Here is a 21,156-nt window from a genome sequence, read left to right on the forward strand (position 1 = left end):
ACAGCGTAAACTCACACCGATTAAAAATCCCGTGTAACAATTAATAACAGAGCTATAAAAAAGTTAAAGTTAGATTCGGGATGACTACCACTGCGATCGCAAGTACCAATAACCAACTGCTTCCTGGAGGAGATGAGTCTACTGTTTTTGACCCCAAAGAAGCCTGGTATCCAATTTATTATCTAGAAGATCTAGATAAAAGCAAACTAGCAATCTTTACCTTATTAGAAACCAATTTAGTTATTTGGTGGGACAAGTCGGCTAACTCCTGGCGCGTGTTTGAAGATCGTTGTCCTCACCGTCTGGCACCTCTAAGCGAAGGCAGAGTCAACGAACGAGGACTATTAGAATGTCCCTATCACGGTTGGGCGTTTGCGGGTTCGGGAGAATGTAAATTTATTCCCCAACAGCCAGAAACGGAAAAAAGAACAATTTCATCTAGAGCCTGTGCGACTTCTCTGCCAGTTGCGATCGCTCAAGGACTGCTATTTGTCTATCCAGGCACTCCCGAACGAGCTGAAAAGACTCCAGTTCCCATCGTACCGCCTCTAGAAGAAGCTGCCGATGAATGGGTATGTCTGGATACTTTTAGAGATTTACCCTATGACGCGCTGACTTTACTGGAAAACGTTATCGATGCCAGTCATATTCCCTTTACCCACCATAAAACCGTCAGCGATCGCGCTAATGCTGCGGCGATAGACTTAAAGATAACTGAATCTGGCAAACATGGTTTTAGGGGTGTCTGGGAAGAAGGACCCCGTAAAGGCACTTTAGGAACGCAGTACACTACCTTTGTCGCTCCAGGTTTGATGTGGCACGATCTGACTTCCAAAAAATTTGGTAGAACGATGACGGTAGTTTACGCTACTCCTATCAGTAAAGGTAAGTGTCGTTTATTCGCTCGTTTTCCCTTTAAGTTTGCTTCGCCTTTTCCCCGCTTTTTTATTAAATTATCTCCGCGTTGGTATTCTCATCTCAACCAAAATGGCGTATTAGAAGACGATCAGATTTTTCTGCACTATCAAGAACGCTATTTGGCAGCATCGGGAGGTAGCGATAACTTTGCCAAGGCGTTTTATCTACCGACTAAAGCCGATTTATACGTTTCCGAACTCCGCCAATGGGTTAATTATTATCATGCCGATCCTTTTCCCGATGCTCAGTTTTCTGCTCCCCTATCTAAAGAACAACTATTAGATCGTTTTTCATCTCATACAGCCAGTTGCGTTAGTTGTCGTCAGGCACTAAAAAACATTCACAAGTTGAGAACTATAGCTGCGGCTGTGGCAATATTAATTTGGGCTATTATACCGTTATCTTTGGTATCACTGGAATCTATACCAGTTTGGAGTGCGATCGGTCTAACATCGCTCGTACTATTTTCTAGCTTTACCTGGTGGAGACTAGGAAAATTAGAACAAAGGTTTTATCGAGGCAAAGATATACCACCACGTAATCTACCAGCAAAATAAGCGATTTTGTTGCTGCTCCATACTTGTTATATGGGAAAATATTAAAAGATTACAATAAAATTCGATAACGAGTATGCCGTCAATTAAGTTGTTGGGAGTAACTCATCAATATGAATTAACTCCACCTGTTACCAACTCCCAACTTCCCGTATTGGTTTTTGTTCATGGCTGGTTGTTAAGCCATCGCTATTGGCAACCTGTCATAGAACTTTTACAGTCAAAATTTCAATGCTTAATTTACGATCTCAGAGGTTTTGGTGACTCATCAGCTAAAACTCTCGAAGATCGAGAACATAGCTATAGTTTGGCTGCTTATGCCAGAGATTTAGAAGATTTACTACAAAAACTAGAGATCGAGCGCGCCTGGATAATCGGACATTCATTAGGTGGCAGTATCGCTCTTTGGGCTGCCAGTCGTTGTCCGCAAAGAGTAAAAGGAGTCATTTGTCTCAATTCTGGTGGGGGAATTTATTTAAAAGAAGACTTCGAGCGGTTTCGTAATGCAGGTAAACAGTTAGTCAAATTTCGCCCTGGCTGGCTCAAATATTTTCCTTTTCTCAGTCTATTATTTGCCCGAATGATGGTTGCCCGTCCTCTGTCTCTTGCCTGGGGTCATCAAAGAATTATTGACTTTACTAAGGCTTCAGAATCAGCGGCTTTAGGAGCATTGTTAAAATCGACCACAGAAGCAGAAGTACATTTATTACCTCGTCTGGTAGCACAATTGGAACAGCCCGTTTACTTTATTGGCGGCGCGAATGACAAGATTATGGAATTTAAATACGTCAATCATTTAGCCAGCTTCCATCATCTTTTTAAACAAGACAGAAGTAATGTCTACGAACTGCCCGAATGCGGTCACTTAGCAATGGTAGAATGCCCAGAAAAAGTTGCGGCGATCGCTACTGAAATTTTAAATAAGCATGGATACTAGTTCTCGCTTTAGATTTTAATAAAGTTTCAAACTGGTTCTACTTCTCTCTCAAGGCTGCTGGTATTGCTCGTCACTGACTGGTTCTAACCACTCGACATTTTTACCATCCAGTTCTTCCTGAATAGCAATATGACTCATAGCGGTTGTGGCGGTCGCACCGTGCCAATGTTTTTGTCCTGGTGGACACCAGACCGAGTCTCCTTCACGCACTTCCACGCGCTCTCCTCCCTCGATCTGCGTCCAGCCAGTACCCGACGTTATGATTAATAGCTGACCCAAGGGATGTCTATGCCAATTACTGCGCGCTCTTGGCTCGAAAGTGACCAGGGCAGAGGTTACACGCGAGGGTTCTCGTGCTTCTAGATGAATCGGTTCGATGCGCGCTTCTCCAGTAAAATACCCTGCTGGTCCTGCAATGGATTCCTGTGCTTCACTCCGTTTAATAATCATTTCTTCCTTTACTTGCTTATCCGAGGCAATGGCAGCCCCACTTAGAAGGATTATTGCCATAGCTGTGGTATTAAATAATTTATTCACGATCGCTTTCCTAATGATGTTTTTATAAAGTTCGTTACCAAGTCTGCGTGGTCGGACCAATGGTAAATTCACTCACGTTTGTGTCTTCTGGTTGGTCGATCGCAAACGCCACAACATTGGCGACTCGCTCGGCTGAAATACCATGCTGCTCGTACAGCGCTGTCATGTTTTCAGCCGTATCTGAGTCGGTAATCCGATCTAACAACTCAGTGTTAATTGCAGCAGGATAAAGTGTCGCAGTGCGAATATTAGTCTCTTCTTGAGCAGACTCCATACGCAGAACTTCCATAAACTCGCGCACGAACCATTTAGTCCCACCATACACCGCATTAGTTGGATAAGCTTTTAACCCAGCAACCGATGAAGTTGTGATAATATGCCCAGACTTTTGGCTAATAAATATTGGCAACACAGCGGCGACACTATTTAATACACCCTTGATATTGATATCAACCGTCTGATGCCATTCATCTGTTTTCAATGCAGAAACTGGAGAACTAGGCATGATGCCAGCGTTCGAGAAAATAACATCGATGCCTCCAAATGTTTCTTTGGCAAGTTCGACGATTGCAGCATTATCTGATGGGTTAACTACATCCATAACCCGATAGACGGCTTGTCCGCCAGCACTTTGAATTTGATTGACTAGTTGTTTGAGTTTTGGCTCGCGTCGCGCCCCCAACACGACTTTAGCACCTTTGCTTGCCAGCAATTTTGCATTTGCTTCACCGATTCCTGATGATGCACCAGTGATAATTACAACTTTATCTTTAATCATTTTATTCCTCTTTATGTTGAGTAGTTACTAACGCCTTGACGACAAACATCACTACACCGTTTGACCTCCATCGACCACCAAGGCATGTCCGACGACGAAGGAGGACGCATCAGAACACAGCCAAACGACCGCATTGGCGATTTCTTCGGGCTGACCCATTCTTCCAATTGGCTCTTGGGAGGTCACTTGTTCTCGTCCTTCGGCAGTGCCGCCAGTGAAGCGATCCATCATCGGTGTGTCAATGTAACCAGGGGCAACGGCGTTGATGCGGAGGTTCTGTGAGGCATAGTCGAGAGCCGCTGCCCTGGTCAGTCCGATTACGCCGTGTTTGGCAGCAGTATATGCGGCTCCGCTCTTGATGCCTATGACCCCAGCACCCGATGACGTGTTGACGATCGCACCGCCTCCTTGCTTGAGTAGCAGCGGAATTTCATACTTCATGCACAGAAAAACGCCACGCAGGTCGGTATCTACGATGCGATTCCATTCTTCTTCTTCAATTTCCGCTACTGGTGCTTTCTTCTGCTCCACACCAGCGTTGTTAAAGGCAAAGTCCAACTTCCCGAAAGTTTCGATAGTCTTGTCTAAAGCTGCCTTCACGTCCTCTGTTTTGGTCACGTCGCACTTAACGGCAAGTACGCGACCTCCGAGGTCTTCAATCTTGCGCGCCGTTTCTCGATTGCCCTGTTCCGCAACGTCGGCAACGACTACACTAGCTCCCTTGCGGGCAAACGCCAGTGCCGTAGCTAGTCCGATGCCGTTCGCCGCCCCAGTTACAAACGCAACCTTTTCCGCGTAGTTTCCATTTTCGTTCGTTGTCATTTTTACTCCTTTCTAAAATTTTTCTTCAATAAAAATTTAGAATGTTAGCAAGAAGCTCCAATCACTTTTTATTGCTTTAGCTTCATCCTAGAAATTTTGAGAGGCTAGGGATAGAACGATAGTCTAGGATCGTTGTACAATCCTGCAAACTTTGACATGAACGCTGCTAACAAGAGTGAAACGTCCGCTATAAATTTAATCGATGATCCGCAGGCAAAGCGCGAGGCAGAAAGAATGCAAGCCAATCGAGACGAATTGGTAGAGCGCATCTCCCAGGCTATCGATCGCGATGGGAAGATCGAACCGCTCAAAGGCTTACATTTTTATCGATTCTCCTCGCCGATGGAAGCCTGTCATGCTGTCTCTATCCCAGCCTTTTGTATAATCGCCCAGGGCAGTAAAGAAGTACTTTTAGGTAACGATCGCTATCAGTACGACCCCGCACATTATTTGTTAGCAACAGTCGAACTGCCGATTATCAACCATATTCTCGAAGCTTCCAAAGAGCAACCGTGCCTGAGCCTTCGCCTCGATCTCGATTCCACTTTGGTTGCTTCAGTTATGGTCGAGGCAGGCTATCCCGCATCCCAAAGTATTGCCAATGTTAAAGCGATCGATGTGAGTCCACTAGATGCCCCCTTGCTCGATGCCGTTGTTCGCCTCGTTCGGCTATTGGACAAGCCTGCTGAGGCGCGGGTTTTGATCCCCTTAGTCACACGAGAAATTATTTATCGACTTCTAATTGGAGAGCAAGGGAATCGGCTCTGTCATATTGCGGTTCTGGGTAGCCATGCTCCCCATATTGCTAGAGCCGTCGAGCGACTGCGTAAAGACTTCGATCGACCACTTCGGATTGAAACCCTCGCACGAGATCTTGGCATGAGCGTTTCGGGTTTCCACCATCACTTTAAGGCTGTCACTGCCATGAGTCCTTTGCAGTTTCAGAAGCAACTGCGACTCCAAGAAGCTCGCCGTCTGATGCTGGGGCAAAACCTCGACGCAACTGATACCGCATACCAGGTAGGGTATGACGATGCCTCGCACTTTAATCGGGAGTACAAGCGGCTCTTTGGCGCACCACCGATACGTGATGTGGAACGACTGCGAGAAGCTATTAGAGAGGGCAGATTTAGCGAAGCTGATACATAAAGCAGTTCGGACAACGTAACGCTATACATTTAAATGTCTGGTGTTAAGATTCTGGTGTCTAATCGATCGTTTCTTTGTGACTATTACCATCTGCTTGTATCCAAACTAAACCCTGAATATGACAGGTACGGGCATAGGTTCTGATTTGGTCTGGAGAACGCCCACCCAGATCGACTTCGACTCTAACCAAATGTTCTTGCTGGCGTAGTTTGCGAGCATATTGCAAGGCAAAAACACGCGCCTCTGTAGTTTCGGGTATTACCAGCCAATCGATCGCTGGAGTTTGCTGGGGCAGCATGGTAGTAGAAAGCAGACAAGAATGTAAGTCTTCGATATTAAAAGAAAAACCTACACCTGGAGAGCTTTTTCCTTGAGGGTGATATAGCTCTAACAGGCGATCGTAACGCCCTCCTTCACCCAAAATATAGGATTGGGAATCTTGAAAGCTAACGGCTTTAAAAATAATTCCCGTATAGTAATCAAAGGTCTGTAGCAAACTGAGATCGAGAACTAAAGGCAAAGGTTGAGAACTGCTCTCTTGCAGTAGTTCGATTAATGACTTGAGATTTTCTACAGTTACTCTCGCCGCATCATCTAAATCCAAACTGGCAACTTTGGCTAAGACAGTTTCTGGTTTGCCTCTTAAGTCAAATAACCACAAAGCTCTCGCTTTTAATTCTGGTTCGAGAGGCAAATTTTGCAAAGCAATGCGGTCTAAATTAGCAATACAGCGACCTACCTGCTGTCTGAATTGCTGAGGAAAAACCGCCAGTAGCGATCGCGTCAATTCTGCTTCTCCTAAAAGAATCGACCAGTCTTTGATGCCCAAACTTTGCAAGCAGTCTGCTAACAGTAAAATTATTTCGGCATCGGCTAAAATACCGCCAGCAAACAGTAGCTCTACTCCAGCCTGATAAAATTCTAGTTGACGACCGCGATCGCCGTGGGGAGAATTGCGAAAGACATTAGCGCGATAGCAAAGTCTTTGGGGATAAGTATCGCCTGCCATACGGGTTACGGCAGCGCGGGCAATTGAAGCAGTTAATTCGGGGCGCAATCCTAAAGTTTTTTCCGACTCATTTAAGACTTGAATTACGGTAGAAGGTTTAATCGAGCCGCCAGCAGTTAGAGTATCGAGCCATTCGAGAGTAGAAGTAACAATACGTTGATAGCCCCATTGCTGAAATATTGACTGTAGGCGATCGTTAATCCAGCGTTTTTGCTCTACTTCTAAAGGTAATAAATCTCTGGCTCCAGCAGGTGGTTGATAGATCATCAGTCAATATAAGCAACAAATACATACTCGGTCATCTTATCTGAATTTAGCTCTTTACTTGCAAATTTACTTCCATTCAGAAAAAATTGTTTCAATTCTGGCGATCGCTTCATCTGCTGCCTGTTCGGGACTGACTCCATCTACAATTATGCGATTTAGTGCCAGTCCCCAAACGTTTTCTTCTAATACCGAACTGTAAATTGGATTTTGAACGGAATAAAACAGTCTTGTTTGACCTTTGGTTAGAGTTTTAGTTGCAGTAGAAATATGGAGATCTTGAGGATTAGTCCAGAAAGAATCTTGTATTGCAGGAATTATTGCTGGTAAATATCTACCTCCAGCACTTTTAAGATAATTGTTAATCACCTCTGGTTGAATGAGATAACTAAGAAAATCTTTTGCCAGTTCTCGATTCTTTGCTGTATTTAAAATTGCGGCTTGTCTGACAGAAACTAAATGTTTGAGGCGATCGCCATCGGGTTTATGGGGAAATTCCATAGTCCCCAACTTGTTTAAATAAGTTTTTTTATCCGAACGCAGTGCAGTGGCAATAGAAAGAGTGGGATTAGGTGTCATTACCACGTTGTGGTTGAGAAAATTCCGATTGTTATCTGGATCTAACCAATTTATAGCATCAGAAGGAACATAGTCTTGCAAATAAAAATCGGCATACCATTGCAAACAATTAATAATACCTTCACGTACTTTTGGATTATCGATTGCTAAATTTCCCGAATCGTCTAGTATTTGTACATTGTACGCTTCTAAAATTTGCTCGAATAAGTAATAAGTATCAGAAGCTTCTATAGAAAAAGGCATACCCAAGCCATAGATCTCGGGTTGTTTTTGATAAATACTCGTATGTACATCTCGCCAAAAATCCCAAAACTCATTCCACTCAAGTGGTATATCATCAGGTTTTTTCTCCACTCGCTCTAACAAGTCTCGCCAATAAAAAATGTGAATTGTGGCTTGATGAAGTGGAACGCTATAGTAACTGTATTTTTTTTCTACGTTATTGTATAAATAAGCAGATTTTCTAGCTGTATCGGTATACGATTGCTCGACAGGTTCGATTACATCTGAAACATCTGCAAGTTCTCCTTGTAAAGCCAGTAAGGGATATTCGGCACGGCTAGAAAACAAAACATCTGGTGGATTACCTGCTTTGATAGCTCTCTGTGTTTTTTGAGCTATTTCATCGGCGACATAAAAACTTAATTTTGCTTTTTCGCCACTTTTTTGTTGCCAGTTATCGACAATTTGCTGCAAAATTTCATCTTCTTCAGCAATATAACCTTTATCCCACCAAATTTGTAAACCGTTTTCTCGCTCTAGCGATCGCTGTTGTTCTATTTGCGTATTTTGCAATTTAGGCTCGGAATTACAGGCAATAACCAGCGCGATAATTGCGATCGCTAGAACCAAATGGTAGCTTGGTTTTTTAGTCATTTTTTTAGCTTAGAAACATATATAGCAATCCTAAATGATTCATGAAAAAGAACCGTATAGTGAAAGTTTGGGAAAATCGAAAATTTGGTGTTCGGTAGCTAATTCAAATAGTCTTTTAGCGATCGCCAATGAAGAACAAATAGAATAAAATTCCCGTACAAAACGTTTTGCGCCCAACCACACATCTTCAATGGGATTCTGTTCTGGGGCGTTAGGAGCAAAGCGGATACAAGTAACCTTCCACTCTTTAGGTTCAAGTCCTTGATTAACTGAATGGAGATAACTTTTTACTGCTTTAGAACGATGATAACTCGCACCATCCCAAATTAAGGCAATACGGCTTTGAGGATATTGTGATTGTAGATATTTGAGAAAAGCTATAGTACATGAGGATTCTCCTTTCTCAAAAGCCTGAACCAGCATCTTTTTTGTCTGTAAGTCAATTGCTCCATAGTAGGTCTGTTTTTGTTTTTCATTGACTATCGGTACTTTAATTCTTTGGCTGGTTTGACCCCATAGCAGCAAGCAGAGCTTGCAAGCGTCGCTAGACGCGACTTGAGCCGAGAGGCTCTGCGCCACAAATATCACCCCACAACAAATGACACTCATCTTGAAAAAAAACTTTTAGTTGACCTGATGCGATTTTGTTGCGATTCGCTTCCAACCAAAGTTGAATTTCTGTTTTTTTTGCTCCACTAACTGAGGATTTTTACGGGGATTAGACTTTTGAGTTTTTTTCCAACTAATTCCCGCCTCGTGAAATAGACTGTAATAGCTCTGAAGACTAGCAAACACCACGTCGTATTTTACTTCTATTCGGGTCTGAAGTTCTGATAGCTGCCAATAATTTTTCTGCTGAAGCCAACCGATAATTTCTTGTTTTTGCTTGGTAGTTAAATAACCCTGAGAGCCTTTGTGCTTTAGCTTTAGTCCTTCAATCCCCTCTTTCTTGAACTTTGTCTGATAAGTGCTAATAAAACCAACTGAAACTTTTAAGACCTCTTTGATTTGACTATAAGGATAATTCTGTCGAACCATTTGTACTGCTAAGGCTCGTTTGAGTTCTCTGGGTTCTCTACTGCTTTGGATAAATTCGGTTAGTGATTCCATTTCTGTTGTTGTTCAAACTTAAGCTTCTCTTTTATTATCCACACCCATCTTCTCATTCCTTCTTTTGTTCACAATTGATTTAGGATTGCTATAGTCACTATATAACTATGTATTTAAAAAAAAATTGAGTATTTTCGTTCTACAGCAGTTGAAACTAGTTTTCTATAGCTACAGTACTATAAAGCACTGCCATTTTATATTTCAAAAATTTTCAATAAAATAAAAACAATCGTTGTGAAATATCTTAAAAGTAAGAAATATTGCTTAAAAATAAAGCTTTCAATATAGTTAACTGCGTTTTACCCAACCATATTTTTTCATCGAATAATACTATGTTTTGGTATTATCGTTCCATTTGGCATAATCGCACCGCTAAGCTCAGCACCTGTAAAACTAGCACCAGTCAAATCCGCCCCGTATAGATTAGCTTTGGTCAAATCTGCACCTCTTAAATCAGCGCCTCTTGAATTTGCACCACGTAAATTTGCTCGAAACAAATTGGCAGCAGTTAAATCAGCGCGGAATAAATTAGCTTTAATCAATATGGCTGCTGGCAAATCTATGCCTTCAAGAACTGAAATACTGAGATTGGCATAACTTAAATTGATTCTCGCCAAATATTTCCAACTTAGATCGCAGTCATAAAGATCGATCTTTTTAAAGTTATGTTTTCCTATAGCAAATTGTTCTAATAAATCTCCAGCTTTCATAGTTTCAAGTAAATTGCGATCGAGTTTTGTCAATTTACAAACTAAGCTGCAATCGAGAATAACTAGAGAAAAAACTCAATTACTTAGTAGTTAATTTACTAATAATTAGCGATTAAAATTGTGCCTAACACCAATAAAAAAACGCCTAGCGATCGCATCCAACCAATCGGATGAACTTCCAGTCCCAGCCAGCCAAAGTGGTCCAACAACATCGACATCACTAACTGTCCGAAAAGATAATAAGAAATCCATCTTCCCGCACCAATTTGGGGTTGAATGACTAAAGCTGCTGTTACCACAAATGCTCCAATTGCCCCTCCACCCAACCACAACCACCAGGGGATAGAAAATAACCGCTCTACAGAAGGAAGCTTGGAGTTTAATAGTAAATTGATACCAGCAAGCAAGATAGTTCCGACAGCAAAAGAAACAAAAGCAGCTTGCAGTGGGTAATTCAAACTTTGAGCGACTTTACCATTTACCGAAGGTTGGATAGCAAAGGCAACTCCTGCGAAAATAGCGCAGATAACATAAATAAATTGCATAAGGTAAGTTTTAGTAATTGGGGACAGTATTAGGCAAGGTTAAGAACATTGGTAGCAGTTGATAACCTGCCAGATCCACTCGACCTGTAAAATTAACTTTATATTTTCCTAATGTTTAATGCTGTTGTATTCAAACAGCAAGTGCAGCGATCTTTTGATTATTGCAATTAGGAAGTATAGAGCCAAACGCTCGCTAATAAAAGCTTTACTCGAAAATAGTTATATGAATATTCGTACTGTTTCTACCACTCCCTTTGACGACCAAAAACCAGGAACCTCTGGTCTGCGTAAGTCTGTAGAAGTTTTTCAGCAGCCTCATTACTTAGAAAACTTCATTCAAGCAATTTTCGATGCCCTAGAGGGCTGTGAAGGACAAACCATAGTTTTAGGTGGTGACGGGCGCTACTACAATCGTCAGGCAATTCAAATTATCCTCAAAATGGCTGCCGCTAATGGTATCGGTCGAGTTTTAGTAGGACAAGGCGGAATTATGTCTACTCCCGCAGCTTCGTGTATTATTCGCCAATATAAGGCTTTTGGCGGTATTATTCTTTCTGCCAGTCATAACCCTGGTGGACCAGATGGCGATTTTGGAGTTAAATACAATGTTACCAACGGCGGTCCCGCACCAGAAAAAGTAACCAGCGCAATTTACGATCGCACTAAAGAAATTGACAGTTACAAAATCTTAGAAACCGATGATGTTAATTTGGACAAGCTAACGGTAATGCGTCTGGGAGAAATGGGGGTAGAAGTTATCGATCCCGTAGAACCCTATGCCCGTTTGATGGAATCTCTGTTCGATTTTGACAGTATTCGGCAGCTAGTTAGACAAGACTTCCAGATGTGTATCGACTCGATGCACGCCGTAACGGGTCCCTATGCTAAAAATCTGTTTGAAAAACGTTTGGGTGCGCCTCAAGGTACGGTGCAAAATAGCGAACCTTTAGAAGATTTTGGCGGCGGACATCCCGACCCCAACTTAGTCTACGCTCACGACCTGGTAGAAATTATGTTTGGTGACGATGCCCCAGACTTTGGTGCGGCTTCCGATGGCGACGGCGATCGCAACATGATTTTAGGCAATAATTTTTTTGTTACTCCCAGCGATAGTTTGGCAGTATTGACCGCTAACGCCAAACTCGTACCAGGATATAAAGACGGACTTTCGGGAGTAGCGCGATCGATGCCTACCAGCGCCGCAGTAGATCGGGTTGCCGAAAAACTAGGTGTAGAATGTTACGAAACTCCTACAGGATGGAAATTCTTTGGTAATTTGTTAGATGCCGATCGCGCCACCCTGTGCGGTGAAGAAAGTTTTGGTACTGGTTCTAACCACGTGCGTGAAAAAGACGGACTGTGGGCAGTATTATTCTGGTTAAATATTTTAGCGGCAACTGGCAAATCAGTCGAAGATTTGGTTCGCGATCACTGGAAAACTTACGGACGTAACTACTATTCCCGTCACGACTATGAAGAGGTAGACAAAGAACGCGCCAACGAACTTTTTGAGAGATTGCAAGGTATGCTCGATGACCTGAAAGGAAACACTTACGGCAACTATACTGTAGATTATGCCGACAACTTTAGCTATAACGACCCTGTAGACGGTAGCGTTAGTAAAAATCAGGGGATCAGAATCGGCTTTACCGATGGTTCGCGGATTATCTTTCGTCTATCTGGTACGGGAACTAAAGGAGCGACTTTGCGTTTGTACCTAGAAAGCTACGAACCCGATGCTAGCAAACACGATACCGAAACCCAGACGGCTTTAGAACCTTTGATTGAAATCGCTCAAAAGATCGCCCAAATTCGCGAATATACTCAGCGAGATGAACCTACTGTAATTACCTAATGATTTCAGTCTCAACTTAGTTAGAGGCGTTTTCAGTCTCTAACTGATGCCAATTTTTAAAAAGGAATTTCAACACCCACACTAGATTTAAAGTTGCCATTACGATCGAAATTACCATCTAACTTTAGCGAACCATAACCAGCTTTAGTTTTCCAAAAAGCACTGCTACTAGTCCAGTCGGTATGGTCATCGACATTAGCACTAACTCCCAAAGAGCCTATCTTGGTATCTGCACCCAAACTAATACTGCCACCAGTAAAATTGGTATCTTCGTCAAAGTTGCCGTTGACTCCCAAAGAGGCAAAAGAAATTTTAGTTTTGACAAAAGCACTACCGCCTACAAATCTAGTTTGGTCATCAATTTTGGCACTACCACCAAACGAAGCAATATTAGTTTCAGTGGTTAAGTCGGCATTACCTCCCATAAAACTGGCAGTATCGCTTAAATTAGCACTAACTTTTAAAGAACCCAGAGGAGTTTTGCTTGCCAAGCTAGCATTGCCTCCTGTAAAGCTAGCGCGATCGCTCAAATTGGCATTGATACTTAATGCACCGAGTGGAGTTTTGCTGGCTAAATTAGCATTACCTCCTGTAAAGCTGGCGCGATCGCTCAAATTAGCATTGAGCTTCAAAATACCAATAGGTGTTTGATTTTCTAAAACAGCTTTAGCTCCCATAAAACTAATGCGATCGCTCAAGTTAGCATTAATACTTAGTGCGCCCAAAGGAGTTTTGCTGGCAAAATTAGCATCACCACCGACAAATCTGGTTTGGTCATCGATTTTGGCATTGACATTTAACGCACCGACTCCATTTAACGCACCGACTCCGATATCGTTTTTCCAGAAAGCTTGTCCTGCTTGTAGATGAGCCCGATCGTTAAAATCGCCATTTAAACCAACTGTGCCTATCCTGGTTTGAGTTTCCCAAGCAGTATTTCCTGGTGTAAATTCATATTTATTTCGATTATCTAAGTCATCTTTAGTGATGATAAGTGGAATAGTTCTGGTTTTTAGGAAATAGTTATTTAGGGTAACTCCCTCGGCAAATCGTTTTGAAGCGTTAGATCTAATGTAGGTTTTTCGATATTCTGTAGCGATCGCTCGTTCGCTATTGGGCAGGGCAAAATTTTCGTTTATCTTTACTGGTTTGAGAAAAACGATTTGAGTCTCTAAAAGAGTTCCTGCCGCAATTAACCACATGACTAATATCTATAGCTACATTTATGTTTAAAACTTCAGTTTAATTCCTTGCTGACATAAACGCTGCGATCGCACTCACTAATTTAATTATAATTTTGCTAAATCGTAAACTCTGCCATAATGACCATTTTGTAAAATAAAAGTAAATTGTGATTTGTACAAAAAGTCTAATCAAAACTACGCACAAAATTTTTAATTGACTGAAAATAAAGCGGATGATCTTGAAAAGCCGAGTCATAGTGTCCGCCATCTGGAACTAAAACAAGCTGTTTGGGTTCTGAAGCAGCAGCAAATAGTTCTTTACTCATGGTGTAAGGTACTACGCGATCTTCTGTTCCGTGTATAAATAGAACGGGCATAGATAAAGATTTAATTTTGGCAATTGAATTAAAGTGCTGATTGACTAAAAGTTTGAGGGGAAAAATAGGCGGCAAAGAAGTTTTATTCGTCATATCCACAATTGAAGTAAAAGAACTTTCCACTATTAGTCCTAATGCGTCGGGATGTTTACTAGCAAGTTCGATCGCCACTGCACCACCTAACGAAAAACCATAAATTAAAATCTGACTGGGTTTTATTTGTTCTTTTTCAGTTAAATAGTTCCATGCTGCTTCAGCATCTTGGTAAACTGTCTTTTCAGTCGGAAACTTCCCCTCGCTAAATCCATAACCGCGATAGTCAACAATTAAAACCGAAAAACCTAAATCGCGTAACTTAATTGCTTTTTGAATATTCCAGCTAATATTGTCACCGTTGCCGTGAAAATAAACTAGCCATTTAGACTTTTGTTCGGTTTTAGGTGCAGGGAAGAGCCAGCCATTTATTTTCTCTCCAGTATCAGAAACTGGTATAAATAAATCTCGATAAGGTACCCCATATTGTTTGGGAGTTTCAGAAATTACTTTTACGGGAAAAAAAATCAGGCGATTTTGGAACAGCCACAAACATAAACAACCTAATCCATACAAACCCAAGACAATTGCCGCAGTAACAATAATTAACTTACTACTATAGGTTCCTAAAATCTTGAGCATAAATATTTAACAAGTGAGGGTTTTACTTACCAATAAGTTTAACCGCACCGATACCGCCAAAATATAACCCCAATACCGCACCAGCAAGCAAAGACTGAGTTAGAGGATCGGTTGAAGGAGTAAGAATTGCACCCAATACGACAGCACCTAAAACCACAATGCGCCAACCTGAAATCATTTGAGCGGAAGAAACAATACCCAAAAAACCTAAAATAAGCTGAATTACGGGAATTTGAAACGCTAACCCCGTACTAAACAGCAGCAGCAACACGAATTCAAAATAGCGATCGATCGACCAAGACTGCTCGACCACATCACTACCGTAGCTGATAAAGAAATTAAGCGCGGCAGGAATTAAGGCAACATAGGCAAAAATCAAACCAGCAAAAAAGAGAATGCTAGAGCCAAAGATAACGGGAGCGAGTAAACGTCGCTCTCTCCTGGTCAATCCTGGTAAAACAAACTGCACGACCTGATAGAGAATAAACGGAGTAGATAGTACCAAACCGCTATAGCCAGCCACCTTAATCGAAACAAAAAAGAATTCTCCTGGTGCAAGCTGAAGAAACTTAACTCCCCGTGCTGGAATTTCCAACCAGCGTACTATCGGTCTGACAAATACAAAACAGCCAGCTACTCCAATTGCGACTGCAATCAAAGCATAAAAAATGCGCATCCGCAGTTCTTCTAAATGGTCGAACAACGACATTTCCACTTCATCGGGAAGTTCGTCTAAATAAGCATTGCTGTTTTTATCTTCAGTTGGAGTATCTAGCTTGGGTGATGACATAGAGCGTTAAATAAAGCTTTTTATCTATCTTAAGATTATAAAAACTAAAAGCAAACAAGATATAGCAATTCTCGATTTAGTGTTGTAAGGCTTGGTTATGTTTGATAAAAAATAAAAAGGATTTTGACTAGTAGACTAATCAAAATAATTGCCAGAAAAATTACTCCCCCGTATTTTGCGAGGAAGACTCTGAATCTAGAGGAAAAACTAAAAATCTCAAGTGAGAACAATGGAACGACAGCAGTGGAGGGGAAATCAATATCTGTCAAAAAGATTTTGACATTTACATATATACGACAAAAATGTTATTTTAAGTGACCAACGATGAAAATAGGATTAAAGAAGGCGAATTTATTTAAGATTGTTTATTATCAAATAATTAACGATTGTATATTCAAAATAGGGTAGCAGTAACAAAAGCGTAAGGGAAAAAATTAATAATGAAAACACTGACTAGTTGGAACAAAACCATAGGTTCGCTTGCGGTTGGCATATTATGTTTGGGTGCATTAGGGCAAAAGGCTGTGGCACTTCCAGAAGAGACAGTACTAGAAAAACTCAATCCCGTACCTGTGTTTACCATTGCTGACGAACAAGGTGCGCCTCTGGTAGCTTCTGGAGAAAACGATGCTAAAGTAGCGGGAGTGTTTATCAGTCAGGAGGCGGCTAACAATTTTGTCAGCCAGCTACAGACTAAAAACCCAGATTTAGCCAACAAAGTTAAAGTAGTTCCTGTTTCTCTAGGAGAAGTATACAAGTTAGCCGAATCCAACCAAAGTCAAGAAAATGGTCTTAACTTTGCTTATGTACCTGATGAAGAAGCGGTAAATTCTGCCAAGACAGTTTTAGACCAAAGCGGACAAACTTATGAGGGGGGAGTACCCTTATTTGTTGCCAAAGGCGGACAAGATGATGGTTATTTGACTATAGAAAGAGATTCCCAGCAGGTTATTCCCTTCTTTTTTGAGAAGCAACAGTTAGAAAACATGGTGGCAAAGTTTAAAGAACAAAAGCCTGAGGTAGCCAACAGCGTCAAAATTGAAGTAGTTCCTTTAGAAGGTGTAATTTCCACTTTGCAAACTAGTGACGATGAAATGCTTAATAAAGTTGTTCTAGTACCCTCTACTGAATCTTTACAATTTCTACAGAATAATGCAGCCCCAGAACCAGGCGCACAACCAGCACCAGAAGCTCAACCTGCCGAATAAAAGTCGGTTTGAGATTTTAGGTAAAGAGCTATATCTTTGGCGAGATCGAGCTTTAAAAGAAGCGATCGCTAAAGATATAGCTGTTGGGGAAGTAGATTGGCTGCTGCGTGAAACTACCAACATAGATACTCTATCTTTGCGTTTAAATTCGTTTCCAGATCGAATTTCTGCGAGCCTACCTTTAGTCAAACTAGCTGAATATTGGCAACAGCGTTTGGAACTCAATCTACCCGTACAGTACATAGTAGGTGCTGTTTATTGGCGACAATTTAAGTTAACTGTTACTCCTGCGGTCTTAATTCCCCGTCCAGAAACCGAATTAATTATTGATTTAGCATTGAAAGCAGCGATCGATGCCAACAATGGCGATACGGAACACTGGTTAGATTTGGGTACTGGTAGCGGAGCGATCGCTCTCGGTTTAGCTACTAGTTTTCCTCACGCTACAGTTCATGCTGTCGATTGCAGTCAAGAAGCTCTAGAAGTTGCCAGAACCAACGCTCGCTTATGGAATCTTTCAGAAAGAATTGAGTTTTATCACGGTAGCTGGTGGCAACCGCTAACGGCATTAAAAGGTAAAGTCAGAGGTATGGTATCCAATCCACCTTATATCCCCACAGCCGAGATAAACAACCTCCAGCCAGAAGTAGTAAAACACGAACCCCATCTGGCTTTGGATGGAGGCGAAGATGGTTTGGTAGCAATTCGTCAGCTAGTAGAAACCGCTCCCCAATATTTAGTCTCTGGTGGCATTTGGTTAGTAGAAATGATGGTAGGACAGGCAGCTACCGTAGCTTGGATGCTAAAACAGCAGGGAAGTTATCATAAAATCGAAATATTACCCGATTTAGCAGGAATCGAGCGTTTTGCTCTAGCCTATCGTCGTTAAACGTTTATTTTTTATGAGTGAAGTTTCTCAAACCAAGCTAATTGCTGGTGCGATCGCGGGAAAAGTAGTGAGTTTTCCTACCGACACCGTACCAGCTTTGGCAGTAAAACCAGAGTTGGGACAGTTAATTTACGACCTCAAACAACGACCCGCTCACAAGCCTCTAATTTTAATGGGAGCATCCGAACAACAACTATTACCATATATTACTGGTACGTCACGGGAGTTGACTATTTGGCGGGAGACAATGGCAAAATATTTTCCAGGTGCGGTTACTTTAGTTTTACCAGCCTCTTCACAAGTACCTAAAGTAATTAATACTGGCGATCCGACTACTGTGGGGATTCGCATACCCGATAGCGCGATCGCCAGATCTATCTTAGAAGAAACGGGCGTTTTAGCTACCACCAGCGCGAATTTGTCTGGGGAACAGCCATTAACGACTATGGCAGCAATTGCGGAGGCTTTTCCCCAAATATTGGTTTTAGAAACCAGTTTATATAGTCAAACAGAACTCATTGGTAGCGGTCAACCCTCTACCGTCGCCAAGTGGGAGGGCAATAGTTGGGTCATACTGCGTCAGGGAAAAATTTTGTTTGAAACCTAAAGCTCGTTTTTAGTGTTTACAATGGTGGGGAGTCAAATAAAGACTGGATATAAATGAATAAATACGAGCAACTAGAAGAAGAACTAAAGCAGGTAAAGCTAGCCTATCAAATGGCGGCTCAAATGAGCGAATTTAAAGCTAGTTTTTTAGCAAGAACTTCTCATGAATTGCGATCGCCTTTAAGTAGCCTAATCGGAATTCATCAGCTAATTTTATCCGACCTTTGTGAAAACCCTCAAGAAGAAAAAGAATTTATCGAACAGGCTTATCAGTCGGCGTTAAAGCTGATGAAATTAATTGATGAAATCGTTGCGGTTTCTAAAATCGAACACGGTAGCACTAGTCTTTGTTTTGAAACTCTACAATTAACCAAAATTTTTCATTGCGTTCGACAGTTGACTTATCTTCAAGCTGCCAATCGTAATTTGAAACTAACAGTAACAGAACCCGATCCTATTCTCTATGTATTGGCAGATCGCGCGCGTTTAATTCAGTTAGTTGCCAATTTAATCGATAGTGGTATTTCCTTAATGGATGGGGGAGAGATTGAGGTTACAACTGCTAGCAACGTTCCTAACTTCGTCGATATTCACATTGATTTGCAGTGTAGTGCCAATCTTTGGCTTGATAGTAAAGAGACAACAAACAACTGTAGCGATCGCAATCTTCTCAAAGAAATAGATACTAACGGCAGCAAAATGAAGTTGTCCCCCAAAATGAAATTTATGCTGTCACAAAGTTTGTTGGAAACTATGGGCGGAAGTTTAAAATTATTAGATTTATCATCTCAATCGAGTCAATATCTAACACGTCTAGTTTTATCGTGTAAAAAGGCGATTGACTATTCCAATTAGGAAGTCTAATAGAGTTGGCATAGCTCTATAATATTTGCAATTATGACCTAAAAAAAGCTCAAACTCTTTTACCCCCTAGCCTCGCATAACCTATAACTGTTGTATTCAAACAGGATTTGGGATAAAACCCAAACCCAAAAGTATACTTTGGCAATCAGATTTGATATAAATTACCCAAAAATCATACCTCGCAGACAATCCGTCAATACCTAACCAGAGTTTTGCCTTCAGGCGATCGAGTTAGCGATCGACGGACTGTCGAACTCAGGAATACTTAGACAATCGAAAAGTCTATATTTATGCTGCCAAGCATTTCGCCGCCAAGCCGATCTTGGGAATATAAATCGAAAGAGATGGTGTTTTCCCCCTGCAAGTCAATTCCTCCTTTAAAATCCTCCCCACCATCAGCACCGAATAGAGCATAGGGTTCAAAATTCTCTGTTTTAGTGACTTGACCATCATTTAGATTGAGAAATACGCTCTCCACCTCCTCAAAGTAGTTGCTATTTTCTGGGACTGTGGCAGAAATTGTCAGATTCTTATCGGCAATTTCGCTTGCCTGAATTTGCATACCATCTTTAAGAGATGCGATCGAGGTATCTTTGTCCGCATCGTAAAGCTCAATGGTCAGTCCTGTTTCTTTCGGTGTCGATCCAGAAATAGCCTCGCCTAGATCGAGCAGTTCATCGCGGGCAGCCTCGGCGGCGATCGAGTGACCGAGTGCGGTCGGGTGGAAGTAAGGGTCGAGGAACAGCGTCGAATGCTGCACTGCTGGATCTTCTCCAACAATTGCCTCATTGTATTTTATTGGTTCGCCGTTCACTGGTGTCTGGCTGCTTAACACTGGCTCGTCTACATTGACGAAGCCGTATGCTTCTGGCTCGGCAGCGATGGCATCGAACAGCGCGTTGGTGTCGAAGATCTCGATGTTCGCGCCCGACTCTGCTTCGTATTCCTCCAGCGCAGCCGTCAAACCCTGGTTGTAGTTCTCTACTACTGGCTCGAAGAACCCAGGCTCGACACCAAGGAGATCGAGAAACTCTCGATCGCTGAAGATCGGTGCCAGTTCGACTGGCGGTACGAGTCCGACTAGGAAGTTCTCGGCACCCAACTCTTGCAGGCTGGCAATACCATCGATGGTCGCTTGGATCGATTGCTGGGCAGCCTCCTCTGGGGCTACCCCTTCCTCTGGCGGTAAAGTTAGATCGTTGCCACCAAAGTTGACGATCGCTAAATCGTCTTCGGTAAACGTGCCATAGGTTTCCTCGAAGGTATTAATCTGACCTGCGAAGGTGTTCAATTCAGTAGCCTCGCCGAAGGGGTCAACAGGGTTGACCAAATTCCGCGCTGTAGCATCTAAGTAGCTAAAGTTGGTGTCCTGCTCGGCAGAATCCTCAACACCCAAAGCGCGCGCGAGGTAAGTAGTCCAGTTCAAGCCGTCGGTGAAGTTGCCAAGCGGTGAGTAGGGTGCTTCGTCGTAGGGTGGGTTCGCACCAGTGCTTTTGGCTACGGCGTTCTTACCAAACTCGCCGCCGTTCTCGGTCAGACGATCGCCAAACACGAATAAATCGTCAACCGTGTAGCCGTCCTCGCCGTTAGGTAGTACTGGCTCTTCGCCACGAGCCGGTAAATACACGCCAAAAAATGGATCGAAATAGTCGGCAAATGGGTTGCTCTCAGTAATGACAGGCGCAACTGGATCGACAGGACCGGGAATCAGCACGCTTGGTTCGACTCCCTGTGGCAAAGTGGGGTCGAGCGGGTCGAAGTCGTTCGCGTTGAAGTCATCTGGCGGAGGCATCGTCGGATCGAAGCCCGGCACATCGGTTGGAGGTTCATCTGCGCTTGTGGGGACGTTAGCCTGAGCGTTATCGGGCAAATCGACACCCGCGTCGGCTTCAGGAACTGGTAGGTCGTCCGCAGGTGGCT

The 21,156-nt window shown here is 42.5% G+C and carries 19 protein-coding genes and 1 pseudogene; 8 read left to right on the top strand and 12 right to left on the bottom strand.

Annotated elements, in window-relative coordinates; genetic code table 11:
- The first annotated feature begins 80 nt into the window (after positions 1-80).
- Positions 81-1,475: a Rieske 2Fe-2S domain-containing protein gene (locus KV40_RS01860; RefSeq protein WP_036477389.1), complete on the top strand. Its 1,395-nt coding sequence runs from the start codon at positions 81-83 to the stop codon at positions 1,473-1,475.
- Positions 1,476-1,548: 73 nt separating this feature from the next.
- Complete coding sequence (locus KV40_RS01865) at positions 1,549-2,409, top strand: alpha/beta fold hydrolase (RefSeq protein ID WP_036477391.1); 861 nt, start codon at positions 1,549-1,551, stop codon at positions 2,407-2,409.
- A 48-nt stretch (positions 2,410-2,457) separates the two neighbouring features.
- On the opposite strand, the gene KV40_RS01870 is transcribed toward KV40_RS01865, so the two are convergent.
- The 3 genes from KV40_RS01870 to KV40_RS01880 all read right to left on the bottom strand — a co-directional run bounded on the left by KV40_RS01870 (position 2,458) and on the right by KV40_RS01880 (position 4,546).
- Positions 2,458-2,859 (bottom strand): cupin domain-containing protein, encoded by a 402-nt coding sequence (locus tag KV40_RS01870; RefSeq protein WP_036477474.1) that lies wholly within the window; start codon positions 2,857-2,859, stop codon positions 2,458-2,460.
- 121 nt (positions 2,860-2,980) lie between these two features.
- Positions 2,981-3,724 carry an SDR family oxidoreductase gene (locus KV40_RS01875; protein WP_036477394.1) on the bottom strand — a complete coding sequence of 248 codons (744 nt, stop codon included), beginning with the start codon at positions 3,722-3,724 and terminating at the stop codon, positions 2,981-2,983.
- Between the two features lie 51 nt (positions 3,725-3,775).
- The gene (locus KV40_RS01880) at positions 3,776-4,546 is read right to left on the bottom strand and encodes an SDR family oxidoreductase (RefSeq protein ID WP_036477396.1); all 771 of its coding nucleotides are present in this window, start codon (positions 4,544-4,546) and stop codon (positions 3,776-3,778) included.
- 156 nt (positions 4,547-4,702) lie between these two features.
- Between KV40_RS01880 and KV40_RS01885 the strand changes: the two genes are divergently transcribed.
- Positions 4,703-5,695, top strand: coding sequence for an AraC family transcriptional regulator (locus KV40_RS01885; RefSeq protein WP_036477398.1), 993 nt, complete (start codon positions 4,703-4,705; stop codon positions 5,693-5,695).
- A 58-nt stretch (positions 5,696-5,753) separates the two neighbouring features.
- On the opposite strand, the gene KV40_RS01890 is transcribed toward KV40_RS01885, so the two are convergent.
- The 5 genes and pseudogenes from KV40_RS01890 to KV40_RS01910 all read right to left on the bottom strand — a co-directional run bounded on the left by KV40_RS01890 (position 5,754) and on the right by KV40_RS01910 (position 10,788).
- Positions 5,754-6,971, bottom strand: a complete 1,218-nt coding sequence (locus tag KV40_RS01890; protein ID WP_036477401.1) for an ATP phosphoribosyltransferase regulatory subunit — start codon at positions 6,969-6,971, stop codon at positions 5,754-5,756.
- A 66-nt stretch (positions 6,972-7,037) separates the two neighbouring features.
- Complete coding sequence (locus KV40_RS01895) at positions 7,038-8,423, bottom strand: ABC transporter substrate-binding protein (protein ID WP_036477403.1); 1,386 nt, start codon at positions 8,421-8,423, stop codon at positions 7,038-7,040.
- A 39-nt stretch (positions 8,424-8,462) separates the two neighbouring features.
- Positions 8,463-9,533 (bottom strand): annotated as a pseudogene (locus tag KV40_RS37175) (IS630 family transposase).
- A gap of 317 nt (positions 9,534-9,850) precedes the next feature.
- Positions 9,851-10,243 carry a pentapeptide repeat-containing protein gene (locus KV40_RS01905; protein ID WP_036477405.1) on the bottom strand — a complete coding sequence of 131 codons (393 nt, stop codon included), beginning with the start codon at positions 10,241-10,243 and terminating at the stop codon, positions 9,851-9,853.
- Positions 10,244-10,341: 98 nt separating this feature from the next.
- Complete coding sequence (locus tag KV40_RS01910) at positions 10,342-10,788, bottom strand: DMT family transporter (RefSeq protein ID WP_036477408.1); 447 nt, start codon at positions 10,786-10,788, stop codon at positions 10,342-10,344.
- 223 nt (positions 10,789-11,011) lie between these two features.
- On the opposite strand from KV40_RS01910, the gene KV40_RS01915 reads away from it, so the two are divergent.
- Positions 11,012-12,643, top strand: coding sequence for an alpha-D-glucose phosphate-specific phosphoglucomutase (locus KV40_RS01915; protein WP_036477475.1), 1,632 nt, complete (start codon positions 11,012-11,014; stop codon positions 12,641-12,643).
- Between the two features lie 56 nt (positions 12,644-12,699).
- Here the strand turns inward: KV40_RS01915 and KV40_RS01920 are convergent, their stop codons facing one another.
- From KV40_RS01920 to tatC, 3 genes are all read right to left on the bottom strand, one after another.
- Positions 12,700-13,845, bottom strand: coding sequence for a hypothetical protein (locus KV40_RS01920; RefSeq protein WP_036477411.1), 1,146 nt, complete (start codon positions 13,843-13,845; stop codon positions 12,700-12,702).
- Positions 13,846-14,012: 167 nt separating this feature from the next.
- Entirely contained in the window at positions 14,013-14,879 is an 867-nt protein-coding gene (locus KV40_RS01925) for an alpha/beta hydrolase (protein WP_036477414.1), read from the bottom strand.
- Between the two features lie 22 nt (positions 14,880-14,901).
- Positions 14,902-15,669 carry a twin-arginine translocase subunit TatC gene (gene tatC / locus KV40_RS01930; protein ID WP_036477417.1) on the bottom strand — a complete coding sequence of 256 codons (768 nt, stop codon included), beginning with the start codon at positions 15,667-15,669 and terminating at the stop codon, positions 14,902-14,904.
- A gap of 440 nt (positions 15,670-16,109) precedes the next feature.
- Between tatC and KV40_RS01935 the strand changes: the two genes are divergently transcribed.
- The 4 genes from KV40_RS01935 to KV40_RS01950 are packed head-to-tail and all read left to right on the top strand — an operon-like array spanning position 16,110 to position 19,227.
- Positions 16,110-16,877: a Tic22 family protein gene (locus KV40_RS01935; protein WP_036477420.1), complete on the top strand. Its 768-nt coding sequence runs from the start codon at positions 16,110-16,112 to the stop codon at positions 16,875-16,877.
- Complete coding sequence (gene prmC, locus KV40_RS01940) at positions 16,822-17,766, top strand: peptide chain release factor N(5)-glutamine methyltransferase (protein ID WP_081942724.1); 945 nt, start codon at positions 16,822-16,824, stop codon at positions 17,764-17,766. The genes KV40_RS01935 and prmC overlap by 56 nt, the downstream gene beginning before the upstream one ends.
- A gap of 13 nt (positions 17,767-17,779) precedes the next feature.
- Positions 17,780-18,373, top strand: coding sequence for an L-threonylcarbamoyladenylate synthase (locus KV40_RS01945; protein ID WP_036477423.1), 594 nt, complete (start codon positions 17,780-17,782; stop codon positions 18,371-18,373).
- 53 nt (positions 18,374-18,426) lie between these two features.
- Complete coding sequence (locus tag KV40_RS01950; RefSeq protein ID WP_036477426.1) at positions 18,427-19,227, top strand: sensor histidine kinase KdpD; 801 nt, start codon at positions 18,427-18,429, stop codon at positions 19,225-19,227.
- Between the two features lie 274 nt (positions 19,228-19,501).
- On the opposite strand, the gene KV40_RS01955 is transcribed toward KV40_RS01950, so the two are convergent.
- The coding region (locus KV40_RS01955) for an SGNH/GDSL hydrolase family protein (protein ID WP_036477429.1) at positions 19,502-21,156 on the bottom strand (1,655 nt) is incomplete at its 5' end.

It is taken from the genome of Myxosarcina sp. GI1, from assembly GCF_000756305.1.
GTDB lineage: Bacteria > Cyanobacteriota > Cyanobacteriia > Cyanobacteriales > Xenococcaceae > Myxosarcina.